Consider the following 11,454-nt stretch of genomic DNA (forward strand, 5'->3'; position numbering starts at 1 on the left):
AGACGGGACAGTCAGCCCGCGCCGAAGAGCTGCTGATAGCGCTTCGCCGAGTTCGGGTTCAGTACCGGGTTGACGAGCGACGAAAGCACATTGCCGGCTTCCGAGTTGTTGAAGTACACCTCGTAGGCCACGATGTCGGCGTTGGCGCGGAAGATCGCGTACATCCGCTCGATGAAGAACGGGTCGTCGCCCGCGCCGCCGTCACCGCTGACCACGCCCCACTCGGGCACGGAGAACTTCTTGCCGTGCGCTCGCGCCTCCTTGACGACCGTGCACAGCCCGGACGCGGCGAGGCAGGCGTCGTGCCACAGTTTCCGCGTCGACTTCGTCGGGGCCATGTCGTAGTAGTCGATCCCGATGATGTCGACGTGGTCGTCGCCCGGGTACGCGTTCCACACGTCGTCGCCGTTCGGCATCTTGTCCCGGCCCATGGTCATCGTCCAGTCGATCTGGACGTCGGGCGCGGTGGAGCGCAGCGCGTCCACCTCGCGCCGGAAGCACGTCTTCCAGACCTCGGTGTCGTTCGGGTACCACGGGAACCACTCGCCGTTGAACTCCCAGCCGAGGCGCACGATCGCGTTGCCACGGCCGTACTTCAGCAGGTTCGAGCCGAACTGCGCCCAGTGCTGGTCGTAGGCGCCGGCGGCGCACTCGTCCTCGTTGCCGAGCGGGACCAGGGTGTCGCCCTGCTTGACCGCCGGCCACATCGGCACCGCGACCGACATCTGCCCGGGCCACCTGTCAGGGGTGAAGGCCTCCAGCGGCCACCCCGGCGACTCGACGAGCTCCCAGCTGTCGCGGGTCACGAACATCATCGCCAGGCCCACGTCCCTGCCGGTGAGCTGCTTCCAGGGCTCGACGTCCTCCGGAGCGTTCGCGTTCGCTCCCGAGAGCCAGCGCACACCCGTCCCCTCGACCAACGGGCTCGTCGCGTCCGGCTTCTTGTCCCTGCCCGACCCGCCCGAGCAGGCGGCGAGCCCCGTCAGCGCGACCAGCATCGCCACGAGCGCGCCCGCCGTCCTGGTGGCGCGGCCGCGCGCCCGCCAGCGGCCGGCACCTCGCGCATGCCCCCGCCCGGGACGCACGACAGTGCTGGGTGGCTCGCCCGACGTCAGACCTGTGCCACGGCGCTCACCCACGCGTCACCCCTCCATGACGGCGATGCCGGTCGGCGCCCCCCACGGTCGCGTCCCGGCCTCCAGACCGGCGAGCCGGACGTAACGAGAACGCCGCACCGCTGGCGACCCTGACCCTACGTAAGATTTGCCGGTCTTGGCGGGGATTGTCACCCGGACCCGACGACGCATACCCACCGTTCGGTTCCAGCCGGCGCGCATCCGTTGTGGGCGGCGGTCCCGGCGACCGCGCGCGACAGAACCAGGGTCAGCGCCGCCCTCGCCCACTGACGGCGACTGGAACTCGGCGGGTCTGGCCGCGCGGCGGTCAGGCCGCGCGGCGGTCAGGCCAGCCGCGCCTCCGGGTCGACGCCGCCCTGCGCGCTGGGCTTGCGGCCGGCGAAGTCCAGAAGGCCGACCCAGTCCGGCCGCAGCGCGATGCGGGCCTGGACCGTGCCCGGCGCGTCCAGCTGGCCGAGCATGCCGGCGGCGGCCTCCGGTCCGAGGTAGCGACGAGCGGCCGCGACGTACTCCGGCGCCAGGCCGGGCACCTCGGTGACCTCCACCGGCCCGCGCAGGCTGAGCGACTCGGGCGGGAAGCCGTCGGTGTCGATGGTCACGGCGGCCTCGGGCCGGCGCCGCAGCGCCGCGAGCCGGTTCGCGGGATGCCGGATACCGATGCGAGGTCCGGCGACATAGGTGGCCATCACCAGTTCGCGACCGGTCCAGTGGAACCAGGTCGGCACCACCCGAGGCGTCCCGTCCAACGCGACGTAGGCGAATCGCGCCGGGCTGGTCGAGACCAGCAGGCGTCGGGCGGTCGCGGTGTCGAGCAGGGCCGGGTCGCCCTGCCGCGGCGGCGTCAGCGGTCCCGGAGCGGCGTCCGTGGTGGCCGGGCTCATCGGCGGCGTCCCTTCAGTCGGTTCCCTTAGGGAACGAACGGTACCAGCGTCAGTTCCCTAAGGGAACCCGATCCGCTAGCCTGGCGATGTGCAACGCACCCAGTTCGGCGACATGGTCTGCTCGATCGCGCGGACGCTCGATCTGATCGGCGAGCCCTGGTCGCCGCTGATCCTGCGCGACGTCATGGTCGGGATCCGCCRCTTCGATCAGATCCAGGCCGACCTCGGGATCTCCCGCAAGGTCCTCACCGAGCGCCTGAAATGGCTCGTCGAACGTGGTGTGCTCACCCGTCACGAATACTCGGCCCGCCCCCCGCGCCACGAATACGTCCTGACCAGCCAGGGCGTCGACCTGTGCGACGTCCTCATCGTCATGGCCCGATTCGGCGACCGCTGGCTGGCTGGACCAGCCGGCCCGCCCGTCCTCTACCGGCACCGCCCCTGCGGTCACATCACCCCAGCCGACCTGCGCTGCGAGCACTGCGACCAGCCCATGCACGCCGACACCATCGACGTCCTGCCGGGGCCGGGAATGGMCGCCGGAGCCCAGGCGCACATCTCGCACGGATCCGGTCCGTCAGCGCGGCTCGGGCCGGGCGGTCATTCAGGGACCTGAACGGTGTGTATGCCTTGGGGTGGGACTCACTTCGAGGCTCCGACGCATTCATGCCCGTCAAGCCGCCCAGGCTTCTGGACAGATTGTCCGGCTGGTTGGAAACGGGGCCTTTCCGCACTGCCGATTGCCACTCTGCGGGACGGTTGCCGGCCGCGTCGACGCGCMGAGCCGGCGCGACCGGACCCGCGCGCCCACAGCACAAAGTACGTGTAAGCCGACATCACTCACGTACTGGACTCTCAACGGCGACCGGGACACACTGACGGCGTGGCGACCAGTCCGATTCGCATGTTCTGGTGGGGACCCGGCTACCCCAACAAGAAGAACTTTGGCGACGCCCTCAAGGAGGGCCTCATCAAGTCCATCCCGTTGGCCTGACACCGCTGGCCCTGCCGGACCAGGTGCCGAACTCACGCACCAAGCCCACCGCGCCTCGCCCGGGCCACCGTGTAGCCTTCTCAGCCGTCCTCCATGCCGACAGCCTCATCTGACGTATCTGACTGGCTTCCAGGAGAACTCCTTACCGTGATACCGAAAGAGTGGGTCGTCAGGACCGCTGTCTTCGCGTCGGGTGCGGCCGTGGCCGCGGGTGTTCTCCTCGCCTGGGAGCGAGAGAGGAACGGCGATCTGCGGGTCGACGAGATGCACGCCAGCTTCGCGTTCGACATCGACGACGAGAAGCAGGTGACCGTCTTCGCGGACAACGTCTTCGTCGGACGGGTCATCGGACGGGTGGGCAGCAGGACGGAGGACGGGCTCGAGGTCCAGTTCAGGGTCAGGGTCCTGGAGAACATCAAGGGCACCCTTCCCGCCGAGGTGACCGTGAACCAGCAGGGTGGCTACGACCCGGCGGAGAACCGGCTGGTCGTGTTCGCCGACGACCTGCCGCTGTCGTCGGGCCGCATCTACATCTTCTCGACCAGGTACAGCACGGATCTCCGTTTCCACACCCTGGTCCCCCGAGGCGGGGACATCAACGTCACGGAGCTGCCCGAATCCGCGCTCAAGAGGGAGATCAGCCGGCGGCGCGGTGTCGTCGAGTCGGTAGCCGGGCTGACAGCGCCTCAATGAGTACCACCGGTCGGACCGCCTTCTCGGGATTCGCGGCCCCCTGTTCTCGCGACGAAGGTGCGACACGGAGAACACCTACCTAGGACCGTGGTGATGGTGATGACGAGGGTGTTGACGGTCCAGTGCGTGGCGATGGCGACGTCGAGGCCGCGGTAGCAGCGGGTGTAGAGGCTGAGCGCCACCTGGGCCGTGGCGACCAGGATGRAGTCCGCCGGCTGCCAGAAGTGTTCGGCGGCGAACAGGATTCCGAGCGCGATCGGCGAATCGGAACCTCCGGGCGCGATCGTGGCACGGCGCGGAGAAGGACTTCTCCTGATCATTGTTTCGCCAGGCCGTGGGTGCCTGCGCGGGCGGGAGTGTCAGGCCTGAGCCGGTTGCGGGCCGGTAGGGCCGTGCGCGTCGATCCAGGCGTCGACCACCGCCCAGTGCATGGTCAGCCAGTCCGCGCGCTCCCCGCCCGCCGCGGGCAGCTCATCGGCCGGGAACCACCACCAGCGCACCTCCATCGGCACCGCCAGCGGAAGGGCCCGCCAGATCTGGCTCAGGCTGGTCAGCCGGTCCAGGCCCGTGTGGGCGACCACAGCCGTCCCGGCGACGGTGCCCGCGTCCAGCGCCGCCAGCACTCCGGCGGGCCTCGGCGGGAGCACGTGGGTGAGGTCCTCGGCCACCCGCGCCCGGCGGTTCTGCCCCCGGCGGCGCAGGCCGACGATGACGCGGCGGCGGCGCCTGGCGGTGAAGTTCGCGCCCTCCGGGAAGATGACCAGGGCGTCCCGGCCGGTCAGCCGGGACGCGAGCGCGTTGACCCGGGCGACCGCCGTCGGGTCGGCGCCGTCGCTCCGCAGGAAGCAGGCCCCGAGCCGGCCCAGCAGGATGTCGATCCCCGGGTCGAGCTGGAGGCTGGCCAGCAGGACGACCCGCGGAGTACGGCGGTAGCGGTTGAGCACCAGGTGGACGAGCGCGAACGAGTCCCCGGCGCCGGCATGCCGGCTGGCCACCAGCACGGGGCGCCCGGCGCACTCGAACGTCCCGGCGGGCGGCTCCCGCACGGTCAGCCGGAACCTCGTCAGCTTCCCGGCCGCCGCCACGAGCAGCGTGAGCATGCCGCGCAGCAGCGCCAGATGGGTCCGCTCCCACCGCGACCGCAGCAGTGGCCGGACCAGCCACAGCCCGAAGCCGGCGACGATCACGGCGGCCTCGGCGACGAGGTAGACCGCGCCGAGGGCGGTTACCCGGCTCAGCCGCAGCCGCCGGTTGAGCGGCGCGCCGGCCAGCCCGAGCACCGTCACCACGACGCAGAGAGCCGCCACCGCGACCGCGACGGGGACGAACAGCGGGTCGATGAGAAGGCGACGGACGGCGCGGGGCGGCACCCTCACCTGGTGCCGCCCGAACCGCCGGCCCTGCCCGGCCCCGCGGAACCGCCCGGTCCGGCGGACCGGGCGGGCTCGGAAACGCCGGAAGTCTCGGCGGCGCCCGCGGCCTCGGCGATGCCGGCGGCCTCACCGATCACGCCGGCCTCACCGGCTCCGGCCGCCGTGTTGACCGCGGCTGCCTTGTTGGCCGCGCCAGCCTCGCCAGCCCCGGGCTCCGAGCGGATCGGGTGGTTGGCCGGGACGCTGGTCCCGGACCGTTCGAGGTACTCGGTGGTGGCGCGGCGGGCCTGCTCGATCCGGCGGCGCACCCCGGACGCGGACCGGTAGCGCAGTCCGAGCAGCGGCGTCCCGCTGTCGTCACCTACCGGCAGGACGTGCACCGTCACCCCCTCCGGCAGGCTCGCCATCGCGTCGGCGAAGCCACGGCGCCGGGCGATCTCGAAGGCGACCAGCCCCGCCTCCCACGGCCAGCGACCGGGGCGCAGCGGCCGCTCGATCCGGCCGACGTGCAGCACGTAGACCGTCCGCGCGCCGAGGGCCACGGCCCTGCCGACCGGGGTGCTGTCGATGAGACCGCCGTCGATGTAGTGCTCGTCGCCGATCTTCACCGGCGGGAGCAGCGCGGGCACGGCGCAGGACGCGAGCACCGCGTCGACCAGCGGCCCCTGGTCGAACCAGCGTGCCGTCGCGCGCTCGATGCTGGCGGCCACGCACTGGAACCGCACCGGCAGCTCCTCGAACGTCGCGGCCAGATGCGCGCGCAGCATCTGGCGCAGCGAGGCGTTCGAGTGCAGGTGGCCGTGCTGGACGACCGTCGCCAGTTGTTTCGCCGGGCCGCCCGCGAACACGTCGGATCTGCCAAGGTCCGACCACAGCTCGGTCAGCAGCCCGATGGCCTCGGCTGTCGGGTTGGCCGCGACCGCGGCGCCGTTGATGGCCCCGACCGACGTCCCGACGACCAGATCCGGCCGGCAACCGGCCTCCAGCAGGGCGTCGAGCATGCCGACCTCGGCGGCGCCGAGCACCCCGCCGCCGCCCAGCACGAACGCGACAGGGCCCACTGGGGAGGCTGGCGAAATCGTGGTCACCGGACGCTGCTACCCATGCGGCCGCCCGGCGAAGCCGACGACGCGCCGAAGGCTCACATCACCCTTGCGCGTCGCCCGCCAGACGCGGGTGAGAACCGCCTCGCGGGAGCCGACGTCGACGCCGCGTCCTGTCCGACGTGACGGATCCGCGGGGCGGCGGATCCTCGGGGCGGCGGATCCTCGGGGGCCGGCGACGCCGGCCGGGATGGCCGCCGCGCGCCATAGGGTGGCGGGGTGTATGTGCCCACGGCCAACCGTGTCGATGACGAGGCGCTGATCCGGGAGTTCGTCGCGGAACGCGGGTCGGGGACGCTGGTGACCGTCGGGCCGGACGGGACCGCGGACGCGACCTTGCTGCCGGTCCTGTGGGAGGCCGACCTGCTTGTCGCGCACTTCGCCCGGGCGAACGACCACTGGCGGCGGATGCGGGACGGCGCGGCGGGGCTGCTCGTGGTCAACGGCCCGGAGGCATACGTCTCGCCGTCGTGGTACCCCACGAAAGCCGAGCACGGCGGCAGGGTCGTGCCGACGTGGAACTACTCGGCCGTCCACCTGCGCGGCCCGGTCACCGTGCATGACGACCCGGAATGGCTGCGCGCGGCCGTCACCGGGCTGACGGACCGGCACGAGGCCGGCCGGGAACACCCCTGGGCGGTCACCGACGCCCCCGAGCGGTATGTCGACGGAATGCTGCGCGCGGTCGTCGGCGTCTCGCTGCGCGTCGAGTCCGTCGAGGCGAAGGCCAAGTGGAGCCAGAACAGGTCCGAGGCGGATCGCGCGGGCGTGCTCGCCGCGCTCACCGACCCGGACGCGCGGGCCCGGATGGTGTCCGGGTCCCTGTGACACCCGGCGGGCCGGTGGTGTCCGGGTCGCGCGCCATCGTGGACGACGCGGACACCACCGGCCGGGCACGCGAGAGGGACTCCCAACTCCCCTATCGCGCGAAAGAACGCCCGCGGCCGGGCGACGGCTCGGACGGACAGCCGGTTCGGGCAGGTGAGGTCAGCTGACGCCGAGCAGGTCGACGACGAAGATCAGGGTCTCGTTGGGCTTGATGTCGCGGCCGGCGCCACGCGCGCCATAGCCGAGGTGCGGCGGAATGACGAGCTGACGGCGGCCGCCAACCTTCATCCCCTGCACACCCTGGTCCCAGCCGGCGATGACCTGGCCGGCGCCGAGACGGAACCGGAACGGCTGGCCGCGGTTGTACGAGGCGTCGAACTCCTCGCCCGTGCTGTGGGCGACGCCGACGTAGTGAACCGACACGTTCCGACCAGCGACTGCCGGCGCGCCGTCTCCCTCGACGACATCCTTGACGACCAGGTCGGCCGGCGGGGTCGGATCCACGAAGTCGATTTCGGGCTTCTCCATTGCCCCACCCTACGGGCGCGGCGCCGCGCCGACCGCGACCGGCGGCCGGGGATCGGCGCTCGTGACCAGGGGCGGGCGACCGGGATCGACGCTCGCGACCGGCGGTCGGACGGCGGTCGGACGGCAGTCAGAACACGAGGTCGTGAAGGGTGCTGACTCTCGGGACGTCAGCCGTCAGGTGAGCGCCGTGACGGTCGACCAGGACCGCGCCGACACCGGCCTCGACGGCGCCGAGAATGTCCTTTTCCAGCGAGTCACCGACCATCAGGGCTTCGTCGGCCGTCGCGCCCAGAATGTCGAGAGCACCCTTGAAGGCACGTGGGTCGGGTTTTCCCGCGGGCAGCACGGACGACGTGATAAGGAGATCGATCTCATCGATCAGGCCGAGACGGGTGAGCTTGAGTCGCTGTTGTTCCTCGATCCCGTTCGTGAAGATGGCCACGGTCAGCCCGGCCGCGCGGGCGCGGCGGAGAGCGGGAACGGCGTCGTCGAAGGCCGTCCAGCCGGCTTCGTAACGGACGAGATATCCGGCGAAGATGATGTCGGCCTCGTCGTCCGCCATCTCGAGCGAGAGAAACTCCCGCACCCGGGCGCGTCGCTGCTCGGTGAAGGTGATCTCCCGACGCTGGTAGCGGGCGTAATGGGTCTCGGAGACGCTCGCCCAGCGCTCACCGACCAGCTCGTCGGTGACACCATGGCCCGCGGCCCATTCGACGACAGCCGCGGTCGCCGCCGACCGCTGGTCGACGAGCGTGTCGTCAAGATCAAAAAATATCCCCCGTAGCACGCCCAGGATTCTGTCACGATCGGCCCGGGAATGAAGGGTTTCCCATCGGGTGCGCGGGCGCGGCGGCCGATTGCCGAGGTAGGTCGATGGAACGCGACCGAGTTGCCCCCACACCATCTCCGTCGCGAGGCCGTGGGTCGCTTTCCAGCGGGGTGAGGCCGGCGTTGGAAAACATCGAGGGCTCCCCGTTCAGCGCGAAAAGGGGCGTCCTCGCGCGGGCCGGAGATCCTCGTCCGGCTTGTCCCGGTCCCCGGTGGGGATGGTAGGCAGCCCCCGGCACATCGCTGGCGTGGCTGGCACCGGCGGCCGAGCCGGCCTGGCTTGTCACCGCGCGGGCGTAAGTTCATCCCATGACGGGCGGGCCCGCGCTCCCACCCTCCGGCGAGCCACTCACCGAGGCCGCTGCCCGCACGTCCGCGGACGAGCCCGGCGCCGCGGGGCGGCGGTTGGCGAGGATGGGGCGGCCACGCCTCACGACCGAACGCCAGATCGCGTACTGGCGCAGGTCTGGGTTGCTGCGGCCCGGGACCGCGGAGATGACGCAGGCCCGCACGATCGCGGCGCTGCGGCGGGCTGGTGTCAGCATCGCTCGGATCCGTGCCGCGGCCGATCGGCTACAGGCCAGCTGGGCCGCCGTCCACGATCACGAGCCGCCCTTCGAGCCCTTCGCCGGCGGCTCGCCGTTGCCAGGCCCGCCGGAGTCGCCGGCGGCCGGCCTCCCCCGCTTCGCCGTGCTGGCTGGTGAGCTCTTCATCCGCCACCCCGACGGAACCTGGGAGGGCGACAGCCAGCCTGGCCAGCTCATCATCGACGGCGTCCTCCCGCTCCCCGGCTCCGCGTCGGCCGCGGCGACGCCGGTCCAGCCGCGCGCGGGCGACGCGACCCACGGGCGGCACGCGCCCGGCCCCGACCGTGAGGCGATCCTTCGCTTCGTCGCGCGCGAGAACGCCCACGCGTCACCGCGAGAGACGCCATCCTCCTGACGGCGCTATCGCGACACGCGACGGCGGGTGAGCAGGGCGGACGCGGGAATGCCGGCCAGCCCGGCGCCGGCCAGCAGCACCGCGAGGACGTCGAGGGCGACGATCGCGGAGCTGTCGGAGGAGGAGAGCAGGCTGCCGTGGGCGACGACCAGCTCACCATTCCCCCCGGTGGCGCTCGCCCCCGTGCCGGGCGCCGACGCCGCGAGGGCCTGGTCGGCGGCTGCCGGCGAGACGTCTGCCGGCGAGGCGGGTGCGGACGCGCCGTCCGCGGTGGAGGTCGACGCCGCGGGATCGGCCTGGTCGTCGCCGTCGACGTTCGCGTCCAGGGGATCCGTCAGGACGCCGGCCTCGCCCGCGCCCGCCGGGGCGGGACCGGAATCCGCCGGAGCGCCCGCGCCCGGCGCCGGGCCGGCCGGCGCGGGGGCGCGCCCGGAGCCGCCCGTATCCGAGCCTGTGCCCGCGCCGCCGCTCGTCGCGGTGCCCGAGCCTGTCGCGGTGCCCGAGCCCGAGCCCGTCGCGGTGCCCGAGCCCGGCGCGGTCCCTGGCGCGGGCAGCAGGTCGCCCGCGATGCCCGCGGCCGCGCGGCCGAGCGTGTCCAGGTCGATCGCCGGCGGCCGGCCGACCGAGTCGTCGATGTCGATCCGCACGTCCAGGGGGCGGTCGAACAAGGAACCGTCGGCGACGTCGGCCCGGGCCGACGTCGCCGTGAGGACCGCGAGCGGCCCGGCCACCAGCGCGCCGACCATGAGCCCGTGGATGGCCCGGGTGGCACCCTGGCCGGTGCGGACAGAGGCCCGCGGGTGGCCACGCCGTCTCGGCTCGCGGCCGGTCGATGAATTCTGACGGCCGATGCGGCCACTGTCGGCGCCGTGGTGCATGGCCATGACCCGAATCCCTCCCGTTGGTGACGGACCAATTGTGCGGACGATTTAGTCCGATCACCACGCTTCGCGCCGTCAGTCCGGCGACAGAGCGTGTCGGCCGACGCGCAGTCCAATTTCGGACATCGGTTTTCAGTAATCATTCGGACACAATTCGACGCCGGCCTCTCTCGCCGATGACATCCATCCATCCATCCCTGTAGGTTCTCCGGTCGATCTTCCAATCGGTCGCGCGTTGCCAGGGGGTTCCCAGCCTCGGTGTCACTAGGAGCAGTGCTGACTTACCGGGTTCCGATGGCAGTTCTGCTGGACGTCGCCGGCCGGCGACGTCCAGCACCCGCGTCGCCTCCGCTACCGCGGCGAAGATGGGCGTGTGCCTGATCCCTCTGCCCCGGGCCAGCCGGCGGGACGCTGTGGRCACGCCCTGACGAGTGGGCGCACCGGCGCACCGAAGCGATCACTCCAGCCCCAGCCGTAAGGGCCAGGTCCTCAAACCCGCGAATTCAGAGCCGTCTCTGCCGTAGTATCACTCAACCGAAGCGTCGCTGGCTGGAGCAGCAACGCGCCGCACACGCCCGGGCCGCCCTAGCCGGGCGGGGCGGAACCGACTGCGAAGCTGCCGATAACAGGCACGCCGTCCTGCTCGTAGACCGGGACCAGGGTTCGCTCTCCGGCCGCCGCCCGTGCCGCGACCTTCTTGTTCCATTCGGCCAATGCGGCGGGCGGCAGACCGGTACCCTCGCAGCTTCGAGTTCGGTCCGCCTGACGTAGCCGCGCTTCCCGTCTCTGGTCCCAGCCGAGATCAGGTCCGGCCGGACGCCTCGGGACAGGCCCCGTCCACACCCGATCCGTAGGTCTCTCCGGCCGCATTCCTCGGCCAGGTTGCTCCCGACCGTCATCGGTCATAGCACCATTATCTACGCCCACCCCGCCGTGCAATGCCTCCTCGCCGACACCGTGCGCCGCCCCGCGGCCAGGCCCGGGTCGCCGCGATGCGCTTCCCTCGGGAAAGCCTGTAGGGCGCCAAAACTCGGATACGGGGGTTGACCTGGGTCTTCATGGTTGGCGGGTCCGGTCAACTGATTTCCCACAGCCGCACCGTGTGGTCGGTGCTGGCGCTGGCAAGGGTGCGCCCGTCCGGCGCAAACGCCACCGACAACACGGAGCCGGTGTGGCCGGTGAGGGGGGAGCCGAGCGGGCGCGGGGCCGAGCGGTCAGAGACATCCCACAGCCGCACCGTGCGGTCGGCGCTGGCGCTGGCAAGGGT

At 71.9% G+C, this 11,454-nt stretch carries 11 protein-coding genes and 1 pseudogene; 4 read left to right on the forward strand and 8 right to left on the reverse strand.

Annotation, left to right across the window (positions count from 1 at the left end; all coding sequences use genetic code 11):
- Window positions 1-11: 11 nt before the first annotated feature.
- Both BL253_RS10905 and BL253_RS10910 read right to left on the reverse strand, forming a co-directional pair.
- Window positions 12-1,139, reverse strand: a complete 1,128-nt coding sequence (locus BL253_RS10905; RefSeq protein WP_241834699.1) for a glycoside hydrolase family 26 protein — start codon at window positions 1,137-1,139, stop codon at window positions 12-14.
- A gap of 320 nt (window positions 1,140-1,459) precedes the next feature.
- Entirely contained in the window at window positions 1,460-2,017 is a 558-nt protein-coding gene (locus BL253_RS10910; RefSeq protein WP_076816069.1) for a pyridoxamine 5'-phosphate oxidase family protein, read from the reverse strand.
- Window positions 2,018-2,105: 88 nt separating this feature from the next.
- Between BL253_RS10910 and BL253_RS10915 the strand changes: the two genes are divergently transcribed.
- Complete coding sequence (locus tag BL253_RS10915) at window positions 2,106-2,633, forward strand: winged helix-turn-helix transcriptional regulator (protein ID WP_081438214.1); 528 nt, start codon at window positions 2,106-2,108, stop codon at window positions 2,631-2,633.
- Between the two features lie 525 nt (window positions 2,634-3,158).
- A complete protein-coding gene (locus BL253_RS10920; RefSeq protein WP_131831479.1) occupies window positions 3,159-3,704 on the forward strand; it encodes a hypothetical protein in 546 nt (181 codons plus the stop codon).
- 359 nt (window positions 3,705-4,063) lie between these two features.
- On the opposite strand, the gene BL253_RS10930 is transcribed toward BL253_RS10920, so the two are convergent.
- Window positions 4,064-5,080 (reverse strand): 1-acyl-sn-glycerol-3-phosphate acyltransferase, encoded by a 1,017-nt coding sequence (locus BL253_RS10930; RefSeq protein ID WP_076816075.1) that lies wholly within the window; start codon window positions 5,078-5,080, stop codon window positions 4,064-4,066.
- A 254-nt stretch (window positions 5,081-5,334) separates the two neighbouring features.
- Window positions 5,335-6,165, reverse strand: a pseudogene (locus BL253_RS10935) (patatin-like phospholipase family protein); the annotation flags it as partial.
- Window positions 6,166-6,399: 234 nt separating this feature from the next.
- Between BL253_RS10935 and BL253_RS10940 the strand changes: the two are divergent.
- On the forward strand, window positions 6,400-7,008 hold the full coding sequence (locus BL253_RS10940; protein ID WP_076816076.1) for an FMN-binding negative transcriptional regulator: 609 nt from the start codon (window positions 6,400-6,402) through the stop codon (window positions 7,006-7,008).
- 159 nt (window positions 7,009-7,167) lie between these two features.
- Here BL253_RS10940 and BL253_RS10945 read toward each other — a convergent pair whose 3' ends face one another.
- Together BL253_RS10945 and BL253_RS10950 are read right to left on the reverse strand one after the other, a co-directional pair.
- Window positions 7,168-7,536 carry an FKBP-type peptidyl-prolyl cis-trans isomerase gene (locus BL253_RS10945; protein ID WP_076816078.1) on the reverse strand — a complete coding sequence of 123 codons (369 nt, stop codon included), beginning with the start codon at window positions 7,534-7,536 and terminating at the stop codon, window positions 7,168-7,170.
- A 127-nt stretch (window positions 7,537-7,663) separates the two neighbouring features.
- A complete protein-coding gene (locus tag BL253_RS10950; protein WP_076816080.1) occupies window positions 7,664-8,323 on the reverse strand; it encodes an HAD family hydrolase in 660 nt (219 codons plus the stop codon).
- A 350-nt stretch (window positions 8,324-8,673) separates the two neighbouring features.
- On the opposite strand from BL253_RS10950, the gene BL253_RS10955 reads away from it, so the two are divergent.
- A complete protein-coding gene (locus BL253_RS10955; protein WP_076816082.1) occupies window positions 8,674-9,306 on the forward strand; it encodes a MerR family transcriptional regulator in 633 nt (210 codons plus the stop codon).
- Between the two features lie 5 nt (window positions 9,307-9,311).
- Here the strand turns inward: BL253_RS10955 and BL253_RS40235 are convergent, their stop codons facing one another.
- Both BL253_RS40235 and BL253_RS10965 read right to left on the reverse strand, forming a co-directional pair.
- Window positions 9,312-10,190 (reverse strand): hypothetical protein, encoded by an 879-nt coding sequence (locus BL253_RS40235; protein ID WP_096335971.1) that lies wholly within the window; start codon window positions 10,188-10,190, stop codon window positions 9,312-9,314.
- Window positions 10,191-11,262: 1,072 nt separating this feature from the next.
- Window positions 11,263-11,454, reverse strand: a 192-nt coding sequence (locus tag BL253_RS10965; RefSeq protein ID WP_420801642.1) for a WD40 repeat domain-containing protein, incomplete at its 5' end; no start/stop codon positions are given.

The sequence above is a fragment of the Pseudofrankia asymbiotica genome (assembly GCF_001983105.1).
GTDB lineage: Bacteria > Actinomycetota > Actinomycetes > Frankiales > Frankiaceae > Pseudofrankia > Pseudofrankia asymbiotica.